The 22,296-nt window shown below is 64.2% G+C and carries 22 protein-coding genes and 1 tRNA gene; 10 read left to right on the plus strand and 13 right to left on the minus strand.

Features of this window, described 5'->3' with window-relative positions:
- Window positions 1-192 precede the first annotated feature (192 nt).
- Window positions 193-1,266 (plus strand): histidinol-phosphate transaminase, encoded by a 1,074-nt coding sequence (gene hisC / locus ABZN20_RS05785; RefSeq protein WP_367027083.1) that lies wholly within the window; start codon window positions 193-195, stop codon window positions 1,264-1,266.
- On the opposite strand, the gene ABZN20_RS05790 is transcribed toward hisC, so the two are convergent.
- Window positions 1,263-1,943 (minus strand): TVP38/TMEM64 family protein, encoded by a 681-nt coding sequence (locus ABZN20_RS05790; protein ID WP_218807071.1) that lies wholly within the window; start codon window positions 1,941-1,943, stop codon window positions 1,263-1,265. The genes hisC and ABZN20_RS05790 overlap by 4 nt on opposite strands.
- A gap of 226 nt (window positions 1,944-2,169) precedes the next feature.
- Here ABZN20_RS05790 and ABZN20_RS05795 point away from each other — a divergent pair, with 226 nt between their 5' ends.
- Window positions 2,170-2,952 (plus strand): sulfite exporter TauE/SafE family protein, encoded by a 783-nt coding sequence (locus tag ABZN20_RS05795; RefSeq protein ID WP_218807072.1) that lies wholly within the window; start codon window positions 2,170-2,172, stop codon window positions 2,950-2,952.
- Window positions 2,953-3,065: 113 nt separating this feature from the next.
- On the plus strand, window positions 3,066-4,646 hold the full coding sequence (locus tag ABZN20_RS05800) for a glucan biosynthesis protein (protein ID WP_367027084.1): 1,581 nt from the start codon (window positions 3,066-3,068) through the stop codon (window positions 4,644-4,646).
- 11 nt (window positions 4,647-4,657) lie between these two features.
- Here ABZN20_RS05800 and ABZN20_RS05805 read toward each other — a convergent pair whose 3' ends face one another.
- From ABZN20_RS05805 to ABZN20_RS05840, 8 genes are all read right to left on the minus strand, one after another.
- Window positions 4,658-5,239, minus strand: a complete 582-nt coding sequence (locus tag ABZN20_RS05805; RefSeq protein WP_218807074.1) for an alpha-ketoglutarate-dependent dioxygenase AlkB family protein — start codon at window positions 5,237-5,239, stop codon at window positions 4,658-4,660.
- A 95-nt stretch (window positions 5,240-5,334) separates the two neighbouring features.
- On the minus strand, window positions 5,335-5,610 hold the full coding sequence (locus ABZN20_RS05810) for a PepSY domain-containing protein (protein ID WP_218807075.1): 276 nt from the start codon (window positions 5,608-5,610) through the stop codon (window positions 5,335-5,337).
- A gap of 85 nt (window positions 5,611-5,695) precedes the next feature.
- Complete coding sequence (cydX, locus tag ABZN20_RS05815) at window positions 5,696-5,818, minus strand: cytochrome bd-I oxidase subunit CydX (protein ID WP_218807076.1); 123 nt, start codon at window positions 5,816-5,818, stop codon at window positions 5,696-5,698.
- 31 nt (window positions 5,819-5,849) lie between these two features.
- Window positions 5,850-6,986 carry a cytochrome d ubiquinol oxidase subunit II gene (gene cydB / locus ABZN20_RS05820; RefSeq protein WP_218807077.1) on the minus strand — a complete coding sequence of 379 codons (1,137 nt, stop codon included), beginning with the start codon at window positions 6,984-6,986 and terminating at the stop codon, window positions 5,850-5,852.
- A 19-nt stretch (window positions 6,987-7,005) separates the two neighbouring features.
- A complete protein-coding gene (locus ABZN20_RS05825) occupies window positions 7,006-8,583 on the minus strand; it encodes a cytochrome ubiquinol oxidase subunit I (RefSeq protein WP_218807078.1) in 1,578 nt (525 codons plus the stop codon).
- A complete protein-coding gene (gene cydP, locus ABZN20_RS05830; protein WP_218807079.1) occupies window positions 8,580-8,846 on the minus strand; it encodes a cytochrome oxidase putative small subunit CydP in 267 nt (88 codons plus the stop codon). Before cydP ends, ABZN20_RS05825 begins: the two co-directional genes overlap by 4 nt.
- A gap of 131 nt (window positions 8,847-8,977) precedes the next feature.
- On the minus strand, window positions 8,978-9,883 hold the full coding sequence (locus tag ABZN20_RS05835) for a sulfite exporter TauE/SafE family protein (RefSeq protein WP_367027085.1): 906 nt from the start codon (window positions 9,881-9,883) through the stop codon (window positions 8,978-8,980).
- A gap of 7 nt (window positions 9,884-9,890) precedes the next feature.
- Entirely contained in the window at window positions 9,891-10,598 is a 708-nt protein-coding gene (locus tag ABZN20_RS05840; RefSeq protein WP_218807081.1) for an MBL fold metallo-hydrolase, read from the minus strand.
- A gap of 173 nt (window positions 10,599-10,771) precedes the next feature.
- Here ABZN20_RS05840 and ABZN20_RS05845 point away from each other — a divergent pair, with 173 nt between their 5' ends.
- Window positions 10,772-12,094 carry a sigma-54 interaction domain-containing protein gene (locus ABZN20_RS05845; protein ID WP_367027086.1) on the plus strand — a complete coding sequence of 441 codons (1,323 nt, stop codon included), beginning with the start codon at window positions 10,772-10,774 and terminating at the stop codon, window positions 12,092-12,094.
- A 35-nt stretch (window positions 12,095-12,129) separates the two neighbouring features.
- On the opposite strand, the gene ABZN20_RS05850 is transcribed toward ABZN20_RS05845, so the two are convergent.
- Window positions 12,130-13,647, minus strand: a complete 1,518-nt coding sequence (locus ABZN20_RS05850) for a multicopper oxidase family protein (protein ID WP_255556497.1) — start codon at window positions 13,645-13,647, stop codon at window positions 12,130-12,132.
- Between the two features lie 296 nt (window positions 13,648-13,943).
- Here ABZN20_RS05850 and ABZN20_RS05855 point away from each other — a divergent pair, with 296 nt between their 5' ends.
- The 3 genes from ABZN20_RS05855 (at window position 13,944) to feoB (ending at window position 17,327) form a co-directional block, all read left to right on the plus strand.
- Window positions 13,944-15,170: an argininosuccinate synthase gene (locus ABZN20_RS05855; RefSeq protein ID WP_367027087.1), complete on the plus strand. Its 1,227-nt coding sequence runs from the start codon at window positions 13,944-13,946 to the stop codon at window positions 15,168-15,170.
- A 133-nt stretch (window positions 15,171-15,303) separates the two neighbouring features.
- Window positions 15,304-15,540 carry a FeoA family protein gene (locus ABZN20_RS05860; protein ID WP_218807084.1) on the plus strand — a complete coding sequence of 79 codons (237 nt, stop codon included), beginning with the start codon at window positions 15,304-15,306 and terminating at the stop codon, window positions 15,538-15,540.
- On the plus strand, window positions 15,540-17,327 hold the full coding sequence (gene feoB, locus ABZN20_RS05865) for a ferrous iron transport protein B (protein ID WP_367027088.1): 1,788 nt from the start codon (window positions 15,540-15,542) through the stop codon (window positions 17,325-17,327). The genes ABZN20_RS05860 and feoB overlap by 1 nt, the downstream gene beginning before the upstream one ends.
- Window positions 17,328-17,385: 58 nt before the next feature.
- Here the strand turns inward: feoB and ABZN20_RS05870 are convergent, their stop codons facing one another.
- The 3 genes from ABZN20_RS05870 to pyrF all read right to left on the minus strand — a co-directional run bounded on the left by ABZN20_RS05870 (window position 17,386) and on the right by pyrF (window position 19,862).
- On the minus strand, window positions 17,386-18,327 hold the full coding sequence (locus tag ABZN20_RS05870) for a sigma-54 interaction domain-containing protein (protein WP_367027089.1): 942 nt from the start codon (window positions 18,325-18,327) through the stop codon (window positions 17,386-17,388).
- Window positions 18,328-18,344: 17 nt separating this feature from the next.
- Entirely contained in the window at window positions 18,345-19,070 is a 726-nt protein-coding gene (locus tag ABZN20_RS05875) for a sulfite exporter TauE/SafE family protein (protein ID WP_367027090.1), read from the minus strand.
- Between the two features lie 63 nt (window positions 19,071-19,133).
- Window positions 19,134-19,862 (minus strand): orotidine-5'-phosphate decarboxylase, encoded by a 729-nt coding sequence (gene pyrF, locus ABZN20_RS05880; RefSeq protein ID WP_367027091.1) that lies wholly within the window; start codon window positions 19,860-19,862, stop codon window positions 19,134-19,136.
- A 152-nt stretch (window positions 19,863-20,014) separates the two neighbouring features.
- Here pyrF and ABZN20_RS05885 point away from each other — a divergent pair, with 152 nt between their 5' ends.
- The 3 genes from ABZN20_RS05885 to ABZN20_RS05895 all read left to right on the plus strand — a co-directional run bounded on the left by ABZN20_RS05885 (window position 20,015) and on the right by ABZN20_RS05895 (window position 22,294).
- Window positions 20,015-20,956: an AEC family transporter gene (locus ABZN20_RS05885; RefSeq protein WP_367027092.1), complete on the plus strand. Its 942-nt coding sequence runs from the start codon at window positions 20,015-20,017 to the stop codon at window positions 20,954-20,956.
- Window positions 20,953-22,164: a molybdopterin-binding protein gene (locus ABZN20_RS05890; protein ID WP_367027093.1), complete on the plus strand. Its 1,212-nt coding sequence runs from the start codon at window positions 20,953-20,955 to the stop codon at window positions 22,162-22,164. The genes ABZN20_RS05885 and ABZN20_RS05890 overlap by 4 nt, the downstream gene beginning before the upstream one ends.
- Window positions 22,165-22,220: 56 nt before the next feature.
- Window positions 22,221-22,294, plus strand: a tRNA-Gly gene (locus ABZN20_RS05895).
- The last annotated feature ends 2 nt before the right edge of the window (window positions 22,295-22,296 follow it).

Raw genomic sequence — 22,296 nt, forward strand, 5'->3', positions numbered from 1 at the left:
TGCGGCCGTTCGCATTTTGCAGCGCAGAGCGATTACCTTTCCACGAGCGCGGGACCAATGTCAAGCCGCACCGTTCGTAGCGGCGGAAATCGAGCGCCTTGACGCCGTACCCCGCAGTCGCCAAACCGCCGACATGGACCGCGCGGCTCCTGTCGGCTATCTTTTGCGCTTCCGCTACGTTTCGAGAAGTTTATGAATCCCTTTTGGAGTGCGCTGGTCCGGGACCTGAAGCCCTACGTACCCGGCGAACAGCCCAAGTTGAGCAATCTGGTCAAACTGAACACCAACGAGAATCCGTATCCGCCTTCGCCCAAAGTGTTGGACGCCATCCGCGGCGAACTCGGTGCCTCGCTCAGGCTCTATCCCGATCCGAACGCCGAACAGCTAAAACACGCGGTCGCTCAATACCAGGGCATCGGTACGAACCGGGTCTTCGTGGGAAACGGCTCGGACGAAGTTCTGGCGCACGCGTTTCAGGCCTTGCTGAAACACCCGCGGCCCATCCTGTTCCCCGATATCACCTACAGCTTTTACCCCGTCTATTCCGGGCTGTATGACATCGCGTACGAGACCGTACCGCTGACCGAAAGCTTCGAGATCCGGATCGATGACTACCTGAGACCCAACGGCGGCATCGTCTTTCCGAATCCCAATGCGCCGACGGGGCGTGTGCTGCCCCTCGCGGACATCGAAACGCTGCTTTCCCGGAACCGCGACTCGGTCGTGATCGTGGACGAGGCTTATATCGACTTCGGTGGCGAATCGGCGGCGGCGCTGCTCAACCGGTTCCCCAATCTCCTGGTGATACAGACACTGTCGAAATCCAGGTCGCTTGCCGGCCTCCGCATCGGCTTCGCGTTCGGCGATCCGGGATTGATCGAGGCGCTGGAGCGGGTCAAAGGCAGCTTCAATTCCTATCCGCTCGATCGCCTGGCGATCGTGGGAGGAGTCGCGGCCTTCGACGACCGCGACCACTTCGAATGGTCCCGGCAGGCCATCATGTGGACCCGGCAATGGGTCAGCCAGGCACTCGCCGATCTGGGCTTCGAAGTGCTGCCGTCGGCCGCCAATTTCGTGTTCGCCCGCCATCCTATGCACGATGGCGGCGAACTCGCGGCGGCCTTGCGTGAAAGGCACATCATCGTCCGCCACTTCAAGCTGCCGAGGATCGACCAGTTCCTCCGGATCACCGTGGGCACGGAGGAGGAATGCCAGATCCTCCTCGATGCCTTGACCGATCTGGTGGCGGGAAAAGCGGCCGCTTAGGTGGCGTGCTGCTTGCCGGCCTGGGCGACGAGGCGGTTCCAGGCCAGCGTCAAAACGAGGAGAGCGGTTGCCGCGACGGCAAGATATTGGCCGACGTCGACGAAATCCGTCTGCACCATCCCGGCGCCGACCAGGGTCGCCGCAATGCCCTGGGGAAGAAAACCCAGGCCGGTGCCGATCCAGAAATCGCGATGGCCGATCGCGCTGACGCCCAGCAGAATGTCGTTGTAGAGCCCCGCGACCGGGATCTGCCGGATCAGAACGACCGACCACCAGCCTTTCCGGCCCTGGACCCGGGCGGCAAGGGCTTGCAGTTTGGGATAGCGCCTCAGCACGAGTTCACGGGCCGACCAGCGCGCGAACAGGAACGTGCCGTACGCGCCGAGCACGGTGCCCAGCTCGCTCCAGAGCGCTCCCCAGGCGACACCGAAAAGCAGCCCCCCCAGTACGCAGAAGACCAGGCGGGGAAAGCCCATGGCCGTCAACAGCGCGGAAACCAGGATGAAGACGGGCGGCGCCAGCAGTCCGATGCCGTCGAACCAGGCGCGCGCGTCCCTGAGATATGCCAGCCAGACCTTGAGCGGTGCCGCAAGAAGCAGGGGGACCGCTCCCGCCAGCACCAGCAGCGTGATGCCGGCGATCCGAAGCCGTCCGGATGTACGTGTTGCTTTATCCATGTCTCCAAGTGCTTGTTTACTGGCGGTTAGTTTCCAGGAAAACCGGTTGAAAAGATAGTCTTGGCGCCAGGGACCGGGCATCGCCCCGGCAGATCCGGCCTTGCCGCCGGGAGTTGTGTGACTTTCCCGGCCCATTTATTCCAGATAGTTATAATTCTATAACGAAAAAGTTCTGCCTAATATATTGCTCCTCCTATAGACTGCGGGCCTTTTGCCGGAAAAGGTCATGACTACTGCATACGCAATGTCGGGACTGCTGGTGGGGTTCCTGGTCGGCTTGACCGGTGTCGGCGGCGGCTCGCTGATGACCCCCCTGCTGGTCTTCCTGTTCGGATTCGCCCCCAAAACGGCCGTGGGGACCGATCTCCTGTTCGCCGCGATCACCAAGGGCGGCGGCGTCCTCGTCCATCACCGCACCCACCGGTCGGTCGAATGGAAAGTCGTGTTGCAACTGGCGCTGGGCAGCATTCCGGCGGCCTTGGCCGTCGTCTATCTGCTGGAAACCGTATTCAAGAAGGACGAGGCGGTCACCGCGATCATTACCACGACGCTCGGCGTCGCCCTGATCTTTACCGGCCTGTCCTTGCTGCTGCGCAAACGGCTTTCGCAAAAATCACCGGTTCAGCGCCTGACCCATACGGAACGTTTCGGACGCTGGCAGGGTGCGCTGACAGTGCTGGTCGGCGTCATTCTGGGCGTACTGGTCACCCTTTCCTCGGTCGGCGCCGGCGCCTTGGGCACCGTCGCACTGCTGTTCCTGTACCCCCGCCTGGCGACGGTCCGCGTCGTGGGAACCGACCTGGCGCACGCGATCCCGCTGACCGCCGTCGCCGGCCTGGGCCATCTGCACATGGGCAACGTCGATTTCGCTCTCCTCGGCAGCCTCCTGGTGGGCTCGCTCCCCGGCATCTACCTGGGCAGCCACCTGAGCGCCAGGATTCCGGAATGGCTGCTGCGGCCGGCACTCGCCTCGCTCCTCCTGCTGATCGGCTGCAAGTTCGTACTCTGACCGCCCTCTCTTGAGTACTGCCGGCGCGGCCTTAGAATATGCGCCGCTCCGGCGGGGGAGCTCGACGCCTCGCCGCCTTCCTCAACAACGATCCTGCAGGACGATTCGATCCCATGAGTCTCAGCCGCCGCAATTTCCTTCAACTCGCCGTCGCGGTGAATGCGCTTTCGCTGTTCAAAGCCGGAACGGTTCATGCCGAACCTGAAACCGGACTCAAATTCGGGGCGCCCACCCCGTTCTCCTTCGAGACCCTTAAGGCGCTGGCGCGCGAACGGGCCGGCCGCGGTTACACGCCGCCTCCCCAGCCGAACCCGGAGGTCGTCAAGCAAATCGATTACGACGCCCACGGCAAGCTGCAGTACCGCAAGGAAGCCGCCTTGTGGGCCGAAACCGGCAGCGTCTATCCCATCTCGTTCCAGCACGTCGGCATGTTCTTCCCCAAGACGGTGACGATGAACGTCGTCGAGAAAGGCACGTCCCGGGAGATCCTGTACGATCCCAAACTCTTCACCATGGGACCGGACCATGTGGCCAAAGACCTTCCGGCCAATCCCTCCGCCTTCGCCGGCTTCTGGGTGCACGAGAGCCGCAAGGGTTCCGACTGGAAGAAGCGCGAACCCTGGGTCACTTTCCTCGGCGCCTCGTATTTCCGTGCCATCGGCGAATTGGGTCAGGTCGGCCTGTCGGCGCGCGGCATCGCGCTGAGTCCCGGTACTTCCAACCCGGAGGAGTTCCCGGATTTCGTCTCGTTCTGGTTCGAAGCCGCGGCCAAGACCGAAGACCCCTTGATCGTGCATGCCCTGCTGGACGGCCCCAGCCTGACCGGCGCCTACAAGTTCTCGCTCAAGCGGAGCAAAGGCGTGATCATGGAAATCGAGGCCGCGCTGTTCCTGCGCAAGGACATCGAGCGTTTAGGCATCGCGCCGCTGACTTCGATGTACTGGTTTTCCGAGACCGCCAAGCCCACCTCGGCCGACTGGCGGCCCGAGGTGCACGACTCCGACGGCCTGGCGTTGTGGACCGGCGTCGGCGAACATATCTGGCGGCCGCTCAACAATCCGGCCCGCATCCAGGTGTCCAGCTTTGCCGACAAATCACCCAAAGGCTTCGGCCTCGGTCAGCGAGACCGGGTGCTCGACCACTACCAGGACGGCGTGCGCTATCACCTGCGCCCCTCAGCCTGGGTGGAACCGCTCGGCGACTGGGGCGAGGGCGCGGTGCAGCTGACCGAAATCCCCACCGACGACGAGATCCATGACAACATCGTGGCGATGTGGGTGCCGAAGGAGCCCGCCGCGGCGGGCAAAACCTACGACCTGCGCTACCGCATCCACTGGCTGGCGGACGAGCCTTTCTCCAGCACGCTGGCGCGCTGCGTGGCGACCCGGCTCGGCAACGGCGGCCAGCCCGGCAAGCCGCGTCCCAAGGGCGTGCGCAAATTCATGGTCGAATTCCTCGGCAAGCCGCTGGCGAAGCTTCCTTTTAGCGAGGAACCGGAACCCGTCATCACAGCCTCTCGCGGTGAGCTGTCGCGAATCGAAATCGAAGCCGTGCCGGATGACGTGCCGGGCCATTGGCGCACCCATTTCGACCTGGCGGTGACTGGGCCGGACCCGGTCGAAATCCGCTGCTACTTGCGCTACAAGGATGAGGTGATGTCCGAAACCTGGCTGTACCAGTACCACCCGTCCTGAGCCCGCGCCCTTCAGGAACGCGGCACGATGCGGCGGAACGTGAGGTTGATGCGTTCGCCGCAGGGCTTGGCGGTCTTGGGAATGCAGTGCCTCCAATGGGACTGCAGCTCCCCGCCCATCAGCAGCAGGTCCCCATCCCGCAGCGGCACATCCAGGGTCCGGCCGGTGCGGCGATGGCGAATCCGGAACGACCGTTCCGCTCCCAGGCTCAACGAGGCGATGAACGGGCGTTCGCCGAGCTCGGGCTCGTCGTCGGCGTGCCAGCCCATCGAGTCCCGGCCCGTACGGTAGCGGTTGCAAAGGACGGCGTTGAAAGCATGCCCGCTGAACGCCTCGATGCGGGTCCGCAAATCGGCGAGCACCTCGTGCCAGGGCAAGGGTTCGTGGGAGACGCCGGAATAGCGATAGACCGCACCCGGATCGCCATACCAGCACAAGAGGCGCGGCACCGCCACCCGCCGTCCGAACAGCGCGATTTCCTCGCCATGCCAAGCCAGTTCGCCGAGCAGGCGTGAACCGAGGGCCGCGCGCTCGTCCCCCGTGAGGAATCCCTCGACCAGATCGAGCTCGCCGTCTTCGGCGATCAGCCGCACGGTGGTGGACAGTGTGCCCTCTCAGCCTTCATCGAACGGCACCCGTGGAATCGTCCACAGCCGTGTTCAAGTTCCGCCGCCGCGGCCGATCGTCCCTAATCGTCCAATTCGGCCTTCAACACCTTCCCGTCGGCGCTGTACACGATCTCGCGCTCCACGCCCTGGTCCTTGAACTCGATTTCGTAGACGGTCTCGCCGTGTTTCACTTTCTTCTCGTACTCGACGTCCGTCGCGTTCGGATAAACCGCCTTGAAGGCGTCCAGCACCGCTTTCGGCACCTGCTGCTCGGCCAAGTCTTCACCGGCCGTGACACCGGCCGACAGCGCCAGCGCACCGGCAAAGACCAGGACACTTGAGATATTCCGCTTCATGATGCAACTCCTGGAAAAATTTACCCGTTGGAGTCCGTTCGACAGGCCGGACGCCCGGCGGGTTCCGGACGACTGGCGGTGTCCATCAATTGTCGGCGCCGCTCGCACCCTGATCGTCGATGTCACAGACGGATTCCAGCCACATGGCGTTGATGACGCCGAATGCGCAGGCGAAACCCACCCCGAGTATCCATGCGAAATACCACATCTCACACCTCCCCGATCGTTTCATCAAACCGTCAATAAAGCGTGTGTTCGCCCTTAGCGATGTCCGCGGCCGTGACCTTTCCCCAGATCACCCGATAGGCCCATTGGGTGTAGAGCAATACGATGGGCAGAAACACCAGGGTAATCGCCAGAGACCATTGCAGATTCAGATGGCTCGCGCTGGCGTCCCAGATCGTCAGGCTGCTGCGGGGATCGGCGGTGGAGATCAGCATGAAAGGGAACAGGCCGAATCCTACCGTCCAGAGCAGGCCGCCAATGCCCACCGCACTGGCGGCGAAAGCGGCGGCGGCGCGGCCGGTGCCGACAAGCGCCGCCGCCGCGGGCACCCCCAGCACCGCCAGCGCGGGAGCGACGAACATGCGCGGATGCGCCTGGAAGTTCGCCAGCCAGCTTCCGGAAAAATCGACCGTTTTCGCCATCGGGTTGGACGGCGCATTGGGCCCGGCCATGGTCAGGATTTCCGGACGCGGAACGCCGAGGATCACCCAAGCGGCGGCGAGCACGATCAGCACGACCAGGACCGCACCGCCGATCGCGGCGACGCGCCGGGCACGCTGCTCGATGGCCCCTTCGGTCCGGCAGCTCAGGTAAACCGCGCCGTGAAACACGCAGGCCAGCAGGCCGATCACGCCGCAGAGCAGGGGAAACGGCATCAGCAGACCGAAGAAGCTGCCGTCATAGAACGCGCGGAGGCTCCCGTCGAGATGGAACGGCAGGCCGACCAGCAGATTGCCCACCAGAACGCCCATGAGGATCGGCGGCACCGCGCCGCCGATGAACAGCCCCCAGTCCCAGGCGTTGCGCCACTGGGGAGACTCCAGCTTGCTGCGGTAGTCGAAGCCGACCGGCCGGAAAAACAGGGTATACAGCACCAGCAGCATCGCGATGTAGAGCCCCGAGAACAGCGTCGCATAAACCGCCGGCCACACCGCGAAAATGGCGCCGCCGAGCAGGATCAGCCAGACCTGGTTGCCGTCCCAGGTCGGACCGATGGTGTTGATCACCACCCGCCGCTCGACGTCGTTGCGGCCGATGAAGGGCAGCAAGGCGCCGATGCCGAAATCGAATCCCACGGTGAGCACGAACCCCGTCGTCACCGCGCCCGTGATCACCCACCAGATCACCCGCATGGTTTCATAGTCGAACATGTGGACCTCCCGATGCCTGTCAGGCTGCTGAACTGGAGAGCGCCGCCGCCGGCCGCTCGAAATGGTATCGCCCCGTGTGCAGGCTGCTCGGGCCGAGCTTGACGTACTTGAGCATCAGGTAAAGCTCGATCACCAGGAGCGCCGTGTAGAAGAAGGCGAAACCCGCGATGCTGAACCAGAGATCCCCCGTACTGAGCGAGGAGGTGCTCAGATGCGTGGGGAGCACGCCGGAAATGGTCCAGGGCTGGCGGCCGTATTCGGCGACGAACCACCCGGTTTCCGCCGCGATCCAGGGCAAGGGGATGGACCAGACCGCCAGCTTCAGCAGCCAGCGCTTTCGGTCCGCCACCCGTATCGCGCAGTAATAGAAGGCCATCACGAAGATGAACAGCATGGTGAAACCGCAGGCCACCATGATGCGGAACGTCCAAAACAACGGGCCGACGTGGGGTATGGTGTCCGTCGCGGCCTTCTGCACCAGGTCTTCGCCCGCCCCGGCGATCCCTTCCGTGTACTTGGCAAGCAGCAGGGCGAAGCCCAGGTCCGCCTTGTGTTCTTCGAAATCGGCTTTCACCGCCGGGCTGGCGTCGCCCCCCCTCATCCGCTCCAGCGCCCCGTAGGCGATCTGGCCGCTGCGGATGTGGGCCAGGCTGGCCTCCCGCAGTTCCTTCAGCCCCTTGACCTCTTCGTCGATGGAGCGCGTGGCGATCAGGCCGAGCACATACGGTATCCTGAGCGCATAGCGGGTTTCCTGCCGGTCCTGATCAGGGAATCCGACGACCGTGAACGCTGCCGGCGGCTTCTCGGTTTCCCAGGCCCCCTCGATCGCCGCCAGCTTCACCTTCTGCACCTCGCCGTCGGTGTAGCCGCTCTCGTCGCCCAGCACGATGACGGAGAGAACCGACGCCAGCCCGAACGCCGCAGCGATCGAGAAGGAACGACGGGCAAAGCCTATGTCCCTCCCCTTCAGCAGATACCAGGAGGATATGCCGAGGACGAACATCGCCCCGGTGACATAGCCGGCCGCGACGGTGTGCACGAACTTGACCTGGGCCACGGGATTGAAGAACACGTCGGCGAAGCTGGTCAGCTCCATGCGCAGGGTCTCGTAGTTGAACTCCGTGCCCACCGGATGCTGCATCCAGGCGTTGGCGATCAGAATCCACAACGCCGAGGTGTTGGTGCCCAGCGCCAGCAGCCAGGTGACGGACAGATGCTGGACCCGGCTCATGCGGTCCCAGCCGAAGAAGAACAGGCCGACGAAGGTCGATTCGAGGAAGAACGACACCAGGCCCTCGCTGGCCAGGATGGGGCCGAAGATATCGCCGACGTAATGCGAGTAATAGGACCAGTTGGTGCCGAACTGGAACTCCAGGGTAATGCCGGTCGTCACCCCCATGGCGAAGTTGATGCCGAACAGCTTGCCCCAGAACCGCGTCATGTCCTTGTACACTTCCTTGCCGGTCATCACGTAGACCGATTCCATGATGGCCAGCAGGAAAGCCAACCCCAGGGTCAAGGGCACGAACAGAAAGTGGTAGAGCGCGGTCAGGCCGAATTGCAGCCTGGAAAGGTTGACGATGTCTTCACCGATCATGGCTTGAGCGCCTCCTGGTTGGGAGAGGAAAGGGGACTGGAGCCGAGCAGAATCGCCGGACGCGGAGGTTCCCGGGCATCCGGATGTGAGCGGAAGAACAGCGCCCACAGGCCCGACAGCACGATCATCTTGAACAGCAACGCCAGCGTGAGTTCCCGCGCCAGCGGAGAACGCAGGCCAAGTGCGGCCAGGCGCCGAAACGCGGTCGTACCGGCCTGCTGCGCGGCAGCCGAGACAGAACGAAACCCATCGTATGGCTTCATGAAATCCCTCGCATTCCGTCGGAATCAGGCCGCGGACCGTGGCCGGCAGGCGCGAATGCGTCAATCGTACACCTTTTCGGGATTTTCACCACACAGACCGCATGCTTTTTCGACATCGGCCCGACCCGCTTCTAATGGACCGCACTGCCGGCGCCGAAGTAGCGCGCATGGAGCCAGCCGCGCAGCCGGGACAGCAGCATCACCGCCAGCACCGCCGCGGCGCCGCGGAAAAAGTCCGGGTGAGCTGACACGAGCTCGCCGATCTCGTCCAGCCGTTCCGGCGTGAGCTCGCGATACAGCAGAAAGACCGCGACCACCGCAACGAATCCGCCGAACATCCGGCGCAAGATCTTTCCGCCCAACCGCGCGGCCAGCAATCCGCCTGCGAGACTCCCGGCCACCGCCGCTCCCGCAATCGGACCGGCGAGGTCATAGCGTATTTGGACATGCCCGGCATAGCCCAGCAAGGCCGCCAGCGAATTCATGGCGACCACCAGGAGCGAGGTCGCCGCGGCCGCATGCATGGGCAAGCGGCCGAGCAGGTTGAGCGCCGGCACGACCATGAAGCCGCCGCCCGCACCGACCAGTCCCGTCAAGGCTCCGACCATCCCGCCGTCGAACAGGACGGCAAAGAGCGGCAGCCTCAATGGGCACATCGTTGCCCTGCCTGAAGGAGCATCGACGCCGCGGCGCCCTCGCAGCATGGCCACCGAGGTCGCCAGCATCACCAGGCCGAACAGGATCAGCAGGATTCCGCCCGGCAGCGCCGCCGCGGCCCGGCCGCCGCCGTAGGCGCCGGCCATTCCCGCCAGGCCGAACACCGCCCCAATCTTCCAGCAGACCCGGCCGCCCCGGACGTGGCCGATCAGCGCCGTCAGGCTGGTTAAACCGACCACGACCAGCGACGTCGTGATCGCCTCCTTGGGAGAAAATCCGGCGACATAGACCAGCATCGGCACCATCAGCACCGATCCGCCGCCTCCCAGCAGTCCCAGGAGGAGACCGATCCCCAGAGCCAATACGAGCGCCAAGGTCATCGGTGGATCACCCGTGAGGCTCCGCCGCGGGCAGCCGGCCGCAAGCCTGGTTGGCAGGCAGTGCCCGGTCGATGTATTTCGGATAATCCAGCTCCAGGCCGCTCATGAGCGATATGAATTCCTCCCGGCTCCTGCCGCCGCCCAGACGAGGGTTCCGGGCCATCTCGCGGCCGATCGTGCTCACCGTGTTGCCGTGGTAGTCGTGCCCCGGATAGACCAGCGTGTCCGGCGGAAGAGAAAAAAGCCGGTGCTGGATGCTGTCGTAGAGCTGCCCGGCGTCGCCCTGTTGGAAATCGGTGCGGCCGCAGCCGTCGATGAACAGGGCATCGCCGGTGAAAACCCGGTCGCTCATGACATAGCTCACGCAGCCGGCGGTGTGGCCCGGCGTGTGGCGCACCTCGAACTCCAGATCGCCCACCTGCAGCGGCACGCCGTCTGTCACCATGAGGTCGGCGCATCCGGCCCCCGCGTCTCTGTGCACCACGCTCTTGCTGTTCAGGCGCTCCCGCAGGAGCGAAGCTCCGGTGACGTGATCGGCATGCACATGGGTTTCCAAAGTGTAGACCAGCCTGAGCCCCAGCCCGCGCAGCAGCTCTTCATAGCACGCGACCTGAGTGTCCACCGGATCGATCAGCACCGCGCGCCGGGTGCGTTCGCAGCCCAGCAGATAGGTGTAGGTCGAAGTATCGGTCTCGAACAGTTGTCTGAAAATCATCCGGCCCTCCTTCAAAAAGTCTTGTCTCATGCAATCACGGGATCAAAACCCGTGCCACCAGGCTAATCACTTGATTCATAGACGCTCCCGACAAATCCAGCGGCATCGCGCAGCCAGGAGTGTTTCATCTTATGATCCACTCATGAAACACTTGCTACGATCCGTGAAACCTCATGAAACCTCGAAGCGATACCCTCCCAGGCCTCCCTCTCGACGCACGCTGCCTGCTCGATGCGCTGGCCGGACTCGAATGCGCGGGCGCCCTCTATCTCCTGGACGAGGAGGGACGCGTGAGCTACTGGAGCTCGGGCGCCGAGCGCCTGACGGGCCACACGGCCGATTTTGCGGCCGGCAAACCCATCGCCCGGCTGCTGCCCGGCTATGGCCGTCCTGCCGCAGACGAAGCCCCCGGGATGGGCGAGGACGAAATTCGGGTCGAGCGGGCGGATGGCTCGGCGCTGCTGGCGCGGCGCCGGTTCCAGCCCCTGCGGGACCGGGGCGGGAGCGCCCGGGGCCGGCTGGAGGTGCTCACCGCGATCGAAACCGTCGGCACCCCTTTGGCCGAAGCCGACGTCGAAATCCTGCATGGATTGATCACCCGCGAACCGGCGATGAAACAGGTGTTCCGCATCGTCCGCAATGTCGCGGAAACCGACGCCACGGTATTGGTGCGCGGCGAATCGGGCACGGGCAAGGAACTGATCGCCCGCGCCGTGCACGCCGAGAGTCACCGCGCCAAGGGGCCCTTTCTCGCGGTCAACTGCGCCGCGTTGGCGCCTTCCCTCCTGGAAAGCGAGTTGTTCGGGCACGTCCGCGGCGCCTTCACCGGGGCGGTGCGCGGTCATGCCGGGCTGTTCCAGCGCGCCGACGGCGGCACCCTGTTCCTGGATGAAGTCGCGGAACTGCCGCTGGAACTGCAGGCCAAGCTGCTGCGCGTGCTTCAGGAACAGAGCTTCGTCCCAGTCGGCGGCGACCGCACGCTCAGCGTGGATGTGCGCATCGTGGCGGCGACCCACCGCTCGCTGCGCGAAGCGGCGCGCAAGGGCCGCTTCCGCGAGGACCTGATGTACCGTCTGCGGGTGGTTCCCATCTTCCTGCCGCCCTTGCGCGAGCGCCGACGAGACGTCGGCCTGCTGCTGTGGCATTTCATCGAGCGGCACAACGGCCGCGGCCTGCGCCGAGTCTTCCGCATCGACCCGGACGCCATGCGCCGCCTGCTCGACCATCCCTGGCCGGGCAACGTGCGCGAATTGCAGAACGTGGTGGAATATGCCTTCGCCGTGGGGCGGGGAGAGGTGCTGGAACTCGACGATCTGCCGCCCGAGTTCCGCGAAGAGCATGCCGTGCCGCAAGAGCCTGCGGAACCTGTGCCGGACGAGGCCGAGCGGATCCGCACGGCGTTGCGGCAATCCGGCGGACGCATCGACCAGGCCGCCCGGCTGCTGAAGATGAGCCGGGCGACGCTGTGGCGCAAACGAAAGAAGCTGGGCGTGTGACGGAAGGGGCATCCCTGCCCCGGATTCTGGATTCCCTACTGGATGTCCCAGAGGCCCATCATGCCCATGTCCTCATGCTCGAGGATGTGGCAATGGAATACCGTGGTCCCCCCGTAATCCTTCACCGGCACCAGCAGTTTGACGCTCCCCATGGCCGGCACGATGACGGTGTCCTTCCAGGCCGGCGTCGTGGTGTACAGCGACTTGTAGGCCGAATCGCCACCGCTGATGGAGATCACCTGCGCCGGGTTGACGTGTTGATGGAAGGGATGGTCCATCATGCTGTGGTTATAGATTTCCCAGACCTCGTAGGTTTCGCGTCCCGAGGTGATGGTGTAGGCCTCGGTGTCCGAAAAGGCGATGCCGTTGATGGTGGCCGAGCCGCCGCCCATCATGCCCATCCCCATGCTCAGGGTGATCTGCCGCGTGACCGCGTTGGCCGGCACGCTCAGCCGAGTCGCGCCGGAATCGACCGTCGCCGGCAGACTCTGGCTCAGCGAGGAGCCGGTGACGTTCACGGTCATCAGGGTGATCTGCTGGTTGGCCGACTCACCCGCCCCCCGGTTGTATGGCAAGGCCTGCAACTTGTAGTAACCCTTGGTGCTCGAAGCCTTCACCAGGACGTCCACCCGTTCGCCCGGCGACAGCAGCACGGTGCTCTGCGCATAGGGCTTGTCCAGCAGGCCGCCGTCCGTGCCCACCACCCGCAGCGAATGGCTGGCCAGGCTGAGCTTGTAGAACCGCGCGTTGCTGGCGTTGACGATCTTCCAGCGCTGCACCTGCCCCGGCCGCATCGCCAGCACCGGATTGACCTGGCCGTTCACCATCATCGTGTCGCCCTCCTTGCCGTCCATGAAGTCCGAAGAAGTGTGGGCCGCGGGCGCTCCGCCGCTGAGGGTGATGTCCTTCAGGACCAGGGTATGCGTTTCGTAGCCCGAGAGCACCGTGCTCTCGTCCGCCACCTCCAAGGCCCCCGCCTGCCCCGCCCAGACCTGCTCCGCGACGTTACCGTGGACGTGCGGGTGATAGAAATTGAGGTTGCCGCCGCGGTGGAGCGAGAGATCGTACTCGTAGTCGAAGGTCTCGCCGGACAGGAAATGCACCAGGACGTTGTCGGCATTCCCGGCGGGCGAGACGTGCAGGCCGTGGGTGTGCAGATTGGTCATGTCGCGGGGCATCCCCATGTCGTTGACCCCGGTGTAGGGCAGCGAATTCTTGAAATGGACTTTCAGGATGTCGCCTTTCTTCACCTTGATGGTGGGGCCGGGGAAGTGGCCGTTGTAAGTCTGCAGGTTCGCCGTCGTCCCGTTGATGTTGACGGGTGCGATTTTCGCTTCCAGGTTGACTTCGACGACGCCCGGGGTCGTCGACAGATTGGGTAGCTCCACCGGATCGGCGAACGCCGCTCCGCGGGGCGGGTCGATGACGGTGGTGGACGTGCAGCCCATCATGCAGCCGCCGCCCATCATGGCGGCGCTGGAAGAGGCATAGACGGCGGCGCCCATCGTCAGGGCCGCCAGCGACAGACTCCGTGAGTTTATAATTTTAGTCATCGTTATAACTTTCCATATTTGGTTGGGTATGACATTACCGGCCAATGTGGCCGGAAGCCGAGACGCAGGTATCGGACCAGCCGAAAACCTCGCCCCGGATATCGCATGAATCACGGCCTTCCCACCTGGTCATCACCTTCCCGCCCGGCGGGACCGCGTGATTTCACTCAAACCGGCAGGTGAATTGCCTCACCCCGAAACCGCACCGGGAAACGCGGAACGTGCCGGACGATCCACGGCGCCGTTCGCGCTATAATTCCCGGCTTTCGTCCTGTAACCCTGCGGTTCGCCCCATCATGTCAAGCTCAAACGTCAAGAAAGTCGCACTGGCCTATTCCGGCGGCCTCGACACTTCCGTCATCCTGAAATGGCTGGAAGAAACCTACGGCTGCGAAGTCGTGACCTTCACCGCCGATCTCGGCCAGGGCGAAGAAGTCGAACCGGCGCGCGCCAAGGCTCAGGCCATGGGCGTCAAGGAAATCTACATCGACGATCTCAGGGAGGAATTCGCCCGCGACTTCGTCTTTCCCATGTTCCGCGCCAACGCCATCTACGAGGGCGAATATCTGCTGGGCACCTCCATCGCCCGCCCCCTCATCGCCAAGCGCCTGATCGAGATCGCCAACGAAACCGGCGCCGATGCCATCGCCCACGGCGCCACCGGCAAGGGCAACGACCAGGTCCGGTTCGAACTGGGCGCCTACGCCCTGCGGCCGGACATCCGCGTCATCGCCCCCTGGCGGGAGTGGGATCTGACCTCGCGCGAAACCCTGCTGGCCTACGCCGAGAAGCACGGCATTCCCATCGAGATGAAGCGCGGCAAGGCTTCGCCCTATTCCATGGACGCCAACCTGCTGCACATCTCCTACGAAGGCGGCATCCTGGAAGACCCCTGGGCCGAGCCGGAGGATGACATGTGGCGCTGGTCGGTCTCGCCCGAAAATGCCCCCGACCAGCCGACCTACGTTGAATTGACCTACGAGCGCGGCGACGTCGTCGCCATCGACGGCGAACGGATGACGCCCGCGGCGGTGCTGGCCAGGCTGAACCAGTTGGGCGGCGCCAACGGCATCGGCCGGCTCGACATCGTCGAGAACCGCTACGTCGGCATGAAATCGCGCGGCTGCTACGAGACCCCCGGCGGCACCATCCTGCTGAAGGCGCACCGCGCCATCGAATCCCTCACCCTGGACCGCGAGGTCGCCCATCTCAAGGACGAGCTGATGCCGCGCTATGCCAGCCTCATCTACACCGGCTATTGGTGGAGCCCGGAACGCCGGATGCTGCAGCAGATGATCGACGCCTCCCAGGCGCCGGTGAACGGGGTGGTGCGGGTGAAACTGTACAAAGGCAACGTCGGCGTCGTCGGCCGCAAGTCAGAATCCAACAGCCTGTTCGACATGAACATCGCCACCTTCGAGGACGACCGCGGCGCCTACGACCAGAAGGATGCGGAAGGCTTCATCAAACTCAACGCCCTGCGCCTACGCATCGCCGGCCGTAAGGGCGCGAGCTTCGTATAACCATAAGACGCGGCTCCCGGCGTGGCGCACCGCGCCGGGAAACACGGCGTCGCGGCCACGACGACATGCCACCCTCGCCAAATCCCGTGGATATGATATATTCAAGAATAATTATCATTTGCGGGGTTTGCCTATGGATTCCAACCTGAACAGCCTCAAAGAGGGCGAATCGGCGATCATCCGCGCCATCAGCGCGGAAGGCGCCCTCTACCATCGCCTGGTCGGCCTCGGTTTCCGGGTCGGCAAGGCCATCGCCGTCGTCCGTCACGGCCGCTTCAAAGGCCCCCTGCAGGTTCGGATCGGAAATACCGACATCATCATGCGGCGCAGCGACGCCGAAAGAATCCGAGTCATCGCCAAGACAGCCTGATGAAGAGAATCGCCCTGGTCGGCATGCCGAATACCGGCAAATCCACGTTCTTCAACCGCTTGACCGGGGCATCCGCCCGGGTCGGCAACTGGCCCGGCATCACGGTCGACCTGCTAAGCGCCAAGATCATCCTCGGCAGCACGGTCGCCCAAGTGGTCGACCTCCCCGGCATCTACAGCTTCCATGGCTTCTCCGAAGACGAGAAGGTGGTCCGGGATTTCCTAGAAAACAACCCGGTCGACCTGGTCGCCATCGTGCTCAGCGCCACCCAGATCGACCGCCAGCTCCCGTTCGCGCTCCAGGTCGTCCGGCTCGGGCTGCCCACCGTCCTCCTGCTCAACATGGCCGACGAGGCGCGCCATTTGGGGATCAGCATCGATGCCCGGAGGATGGCCGAAATCCTGCGCATACCGGTGATCCTTCTCAGCGCAAAATACGGTAGCGGTTTCCAGAGCGTCACCCAGACTCTGACACGGGCACTCAACTCGGGTACAGGCCGCGCGCCGGCGGAAGTGGAGCAGACCTTCTCCGAGGAGCATCAGATCGAAGCGGCGGCCGCGGACGTCATGAGCGCCACGGTCCGCGTTCCCAGACAGTTGCCGGAAAACGCCACGGCGCGCATCGATCGCGTCCTCCTCCACCCTTGGGCAGGACTCCCTCTGTTCTTCCTGTTCATGTTCCTGCTGTTCCAGTTCATCTTCACACTGGGCAAGCCGATGCAGGACGGGGTGGCCTGGGCATTGACCGAGCTGCGGACGCTCTGGCTGGAACCGCTGATGGCCGGCCTCCCGGTCTTCGCCAGCGGGCTGCTGCTGGACGGCATCTACAGCGGCGTCGGTACCGTGGCCGCCTTCGTGCCCATCATCATCCTGTTCTTCCTGGTGATGACCCTGGTCGAAGACAGCGGCTATCTGTCGCGCGTCGCCTTCCTGATGGACGCCCTGATGGCACGGCTGGGACTGGACGGACGCAGTTTCGTCATGCTGCTCATGGGATTCGGCTGCAATGTGCCGGCGCTGATGGGTACGCGGGTCATGCGCTCGCGCGATCTGCGCCTGCTCACCATGCTGGTGATCCCGTTTTCGCTGTGTTCCGCGCGGCTGCAGGTGTTCCTGTTCATCACGGCGGCGTTGTTCACCGTCGAAACGGCGCCCGCGGTATTGTTCAGCCTATATCTCCTGAGCTTCGCGACCGCACTGCTGACCGCCGTCGCGTTCAAGAACCGCTTCGTCAGCAACGAACCCTTCGTCATCGAGCTTCCGCCCTACCGCCTGCCGACCTGGCGCCAGATCCTTCTGCGCGGCTGGCATGAGGTCCGGCACTTTTTGAAGCGCGCGTCCAAGTTCATCACGGCCGGTGTGGTGGCGGTCTGGCTGCTTACCCATATCCCGACCGACGTCCCGGCCGGCGGCGTGGACACGCTGGCGGGCCATATCGCCGCCTGGCTGGCACCGGTGCTGTCCCCCATCGGCATCGACGCCCAGTTGAGCCTCGCCCTGATCTTCGGCTTCGTCGCCAAGGAAATCGTGGTCGGCTCGCTTGCCGCCATCTACGGGCTGGAGGGCGACGCCTTGATGGGCTTGATGGCGCAAAAGCTCGACTGGGTCCAGGCCTACAGTTTCATGCTGTTCACCCTGATCTACCTGCCATGCCTGTCGACCGTGGCTACGCTGCGCAGCGAGTCGAAAAGCCGCGCGTTCATGCTCGGCTCCATCCTCTGGTCGCTGCTGCTGGCCTGGCTCGCGAGCTTCGCGTTCTACCAGGGCGCCCGCCTGTTCGGGTTCTGATGAACGCCCAGACGAAAAAGCCCGCGCGGAGCGGGCTTTTTCGTCATGGAGCCGACTGTCAATTGATGCCGTACTTCTGCATCCGGTAGAGCAGCGTATCGCGCGAAATGCCGAGCAGGCGGGCGGAACGGCTACGGTTGCCGTTGGTCCGGTTCAAGGCCTGGCGGATCAGGTCCATTTCCACCTGTTCCAGTTCGATGCCCATGTCGGGCAAGGCGAACAAACCCTTGGTCGTGGACGCCCGGTAGGTGATTTCGAGAGGCAGATTGCTTTCTTCGATCACCCGCCCCGCCAGCAGGATCGACAGCCGCTCGCAGACGTTGCGCAGTTCGCGGACGTTGCCCGGCCAGCCGTAATTGCATAGGCGGTTCAGCGCCGCCTTGCTGAAGGTCGCGGGAGCCAGGCCGTGCTCGCGGGCGAACCGCTCCATGTAATGCTGGAGCAGCAGGACGATGTCGCCCATGCGGTCCCGCAGCGGCGGGATTTCCAGCGGAACCACATTCAGGCGGTAATAAAGGTCCTTACGGAACTCGCCACGCTCGATCCTGGCGTGGAGATTGGCATTGGTGGCGGCGACGATGCGCACGTCCACGTTGTAGGTCTGGGTCTCGCCGACCGGCTGGATTTCGCCGGTTTCGAGGAAGCGCAACAGCTTGGCCTGCAGAGGCAGGGACAGCGAATCCACTTCGTCCAGGAACAGCGTACCGCCATCGGCGGCAGGCAGACGGCCGGTCTGGTTGCTGACCGCGCCGGTGAAGGAACCGCGGCGATGGCCGAACAGCTCGGATTCCGCGATCGCCTCGGGCAATGCGGCGCAATTCAGCGTGACGAACGACTTGTCCGCTCGGGGACTGTGCATTTGGAGGGCGTTGGCCAGAACCTCCTTTCCGGTTCCGGTCTCGCCGACGATGAGGACGGTGACATCGGTCGCCGCGACCAGTTTGGCGCTTCTCGTGAGCGCTTCGAAGCTCGGTGATTGTCCAATCAGCGTATCAAACATAACCTCACCCAACTTTCTTAATATTCGAGCTGGTGCAATACCAGCGGATTGAGGCCCGGGAACGCGGCCAGCACTGCCAGTACGATGAGCGTGATCCCCGCGATCTGACGGAACTTCTGCATACGGGATAACCGCACCAGCAGGCTGGTCATTATACCGACACCGACCACCGCCGGCAAAGTCCCGATGCCGAACGACAACATGGTGAACGTGCTCCGCACCACATCACCCGTTGTGGCCGCCAGAGCCAAAGCGGTGTAGACCAGTCCGCACGGCAGCCAGCCCCAGACCATGCCGAAGAAGAAAGCCTGCGGCAAGGTTTCCACCGGGATCAGGCGACGCCCATACGGTTCGAGCCGCTTCCAGAACAGAGCGCCACCTTTTTCGATATAAGCGAAACGCGGAAACCAGCCTCCGATATGCAGGCCGGCCCCAAGCATCACCAGTGCCGAGAGAATCTGCAGCACCCGGTGCCCGTGCCCTTCACCCAAGGGGATGGACAGGACATGCTCCAAGAGGCCGGCGATCAAACCGCCGATCGCGTAACTGGTAATCCGCCCCATGTTGTAGCTCAGCACGAAGGGCATCAACAGTCCTTTGTTGTCACGGATTTCCCGTCGCAGGCTCAGCGTGAGCGATCCGATGATGGAACCGCACATGCTCAGGCAGTGCAGCGCGCTGAACAGCCCCATCAGCAGGGCGACAAGATAGGACGTGCTAAAAGCTTGTTCGATATGGTGCATGGGAGCGAAACGATACCAGAAATGCCGGGACGCCGACAGGCGGGAACATCCCGGCCACGGAGTTCAGCCGGCCGCGAACACTTCGCGGATCTGCGCCTGCGTCCGCAGCGCAGCCTCGCGGGGATCCGCCGCATCACGGATCGGCCGCCCCACCACGATGTAATCGGCGCCGTTGCGGAACGCCTGATCCACCGTCACGACCCGCTTCTGGTCATCCTCCGGCCGGTTCTCGACCGGCCGGATGCCGGGCGACACGACCATCAGCTTGTGGTCGATTTCATCGCGCAACAGCGGAACCTCGAGCCCGGAAGACACCACGCCGTCGCAACCCAGCGCCAGCGCGCGCCGGGCACGGGACAGGACCAGGGCCTGGACATCGCACTGGAAGCCGAGGTCGCGCAAATCGCCCTGGTCCAGGCTGGTCAGTACCGTGACCGCCAGAATGCCGAGTTCGCCCTTGTTGCGCGCCGCCGCCTCCATGATCGCGTCGTTGCCGTGCACGGTCGCGAAATCCACTCCGCGGCGACTGAGCGCCTTCACCGCCCGTCCCACGGTCTCCGGCACATCGAAGAACTTGAGGTCGACGAACACCTTCTTGTCCCGTGCCTTGAGCCAGTCGATCAGGCCGAAACAGTCACCGGACATGAACAGTTCCAGCCCCACCTTGTAGAAGCTCACGGCGTCGCCGAGGCGTTCCACCAATGTCTTGGCTTCGGAAATGTCCGGGAGGTCCAACGCCATGATCAGGCGATCGGCCACGGGAATGGGCTTGTTCGAAACGAAATTCGGCATGTCTGGTTCAGTGAGGAAGTCAAGAAAAACGGCGCCTACGCGCCGTCGCCGGAAATTATGGAGCCAACGGCCGGCTTTGCATAGGACTTCGCGCCCTCGATGACGGCAATTGCCGATAAAATGGGCGTCATTTGGTTCACGAACGACATCTCATGGCGGGCGTACTGGCGCAAATGAGCGCCTTGATTCTCTGCGGCGTGATCCTGCGCCGGCTTCGGCCCTGCGGCATCGACCCCGAGCGGGCGCGTCGAGCCGTCACCGGCCTCGTATTCAACGCCCTGCTTCCCGCGCTCGTATTGTCCGCGCTTTGGGGCGGCGGCGCGCATCCCCAGGGGTGGAGGATATCCCTGTTCGGGGCGGCGATCGTCCTGTTCGGCGTCGCCGCGACGCTTTGCCTCGACCGGATATTGCGCCTGGACCGGCGGCAACTGGGCGCGGCCATGCTCGGCATTTCCTTCTCCAACGTCACCTTTCTGGGGCTGCCGGTGCTGGAACGGCTCTTCGGCCCGGAGCTCGCACGCCCCATCGTCATCCAGATCGATCTGTTTTCGACGGCCCCGCTGGTCTTCACACTGGGCGTGTACATCGCCTCCCGCTACGGAGAAGCGCCGGGGAATCTTTCCGCGGCGCTGCGGGCACTGCTGCTCAACCCCCCGCTTTGGGCGGCATTCGTCGCACTGATGCTCGGTGAGTACGGCATTCCACGGCCGGCCGCCCTCGAACCTCCCCTGGAAACCGCAGCCTCGTCCGTCGCGCCCCTCATGCTGCTGGCCCTGGGACTCGGCCTGCGGTGGAACGCCTGGCGCAAGGAGAACACACGGCTGGTGGCCCTGGCATCGGGACTGAAGCTGGTCGCTCTGCCCCTGTTCGGCCTGAGCCTGACTCATGGTCTCGAAATTTCCGGAGACACACGCGCCGCGCTGGTGCTCGAAGCGGGCATGCCCAGCATGCTGCTGGGGATCGTCTACTGCGACCGCTACCGCCTGGATACGGGGCTGTATGCGATGCTCGCCACGACGACCACTGTGCTCGCCCTCGCCTCTCTGCCGCTTTGGCACCTGATGCTCGAAACCTTCGGCGGAGACCCGGCGTGACGCCGCCCCGGGCCGAAATCCTTTCCCAGGGCGACGAGCTGCTGACGGGCCAGATCGCCGACACGAATGCCGCCTGGCTGTCTGAGCGGCTGACGGAGCTCGGATTTTCGGTCACGCGGCACACCGCCGTGGGAGACGAGCTCGACGCCTTGGCCGCGGTTCTCCACGAAATCGCGGCACGCGCAGAGCTTTGCGTCTGCACGGGCGGCCTGGGCCCGACTGTCGACGACCTGACGGCCGAGGCGGCGGCCCGCGCCTTCGCCCGCCCCCTGAAGGAAGACCCGGAAGCCCTCCGGCAGATCCGGGCCTGGTTCGCCGGTCGAACTTACCCGATGCCCGAAGCGAACCGCAAGCAGGCGCTGCTGCCGGACGGATCACGGCGACTGGACAACCTCCGAGGCACCGCGCCCGGTTTCGCAGTGGACCATGGCGGCTGCCGGTTTTTCTTTCTGCCCGGCGTTCCCCATGAAATGGAATTCATGTTCGAACACGCCGTAAGGGCGGACATCCAGTCGAGCTTCCCCGCCCGGCCGGCGCAACGGGTGACCCTGCGGGTGCTCGGTGTCGGCGAATCCACCCTTCAGCAGCGGCTCGATCTCATCACCTTGCCTCCGGGGATCAAATTGGGCTTTCGCACCGTTCCGCCGGAAAACCACGTCAAGCTGCTGTTTCCGGCGTCGTTCCCGGTCCCGGAACGCGATTTCCTGATCGAGGAAATACGGCGCGCCATCGGGCCTGCGGTCTTCAGCATCGACACGCCGGAGCAGCCAGGCGGCGCATTGATCGAATGCGTCGACCGGCTGATGCGCCATAGGGATGCCGACCTGGCGACCCTGGAAACCGTAAGCCGTGGCCATCTGGCGCAACTCTGCGGCGCCTTCTCCTGGTGGACCTACGGGCTGGTCATCCCCGACGGCCGGCCCGCAGTGGAACACCTCGGACTGTCCCCCGGCAACGGCCTGTCCGACGGTCCGCCGGATGCGGCAGCGATCGCCACACACCTGCGCCGGCGGGAGGGGACCTCCCACGCCCTCGCTTGCATGGAATCGCCTCGGAATCCGTCCGAACTGGTCATCGCGGTGGCCGCGGCGGACGGGACCGTGACGGTGCGGCGCCGCCTCGACGGAAACTCCGCATACCGGCGAGCCCTGAGCGCAGCGCTGGCCCTGGACTTTCTGCGCCGGGCGCTGGCGACTCCCGCGGCATGAACGGCGCAAGATTGCCAGGAACGCCCGACAATGCTACCGTTGCGTCCCGTAGGAGGGCGGGTGTAGTTCAATGGTAGAACTTCTGCTTCCCAAGCAGATAGCGTGGGTTCGATTCCCATCACCCGCTCCACT

It is taken from the genome of Methylococcus sp. ANG (assembly GCF_040730495.1).
In the GTDB taxonomy this organism is placed as follows: domain Bacteria; phylum Pseudomonadota; class Gammaproteobacteria; order Methylococcales; family Methylococcaceae; genus Methylococcus.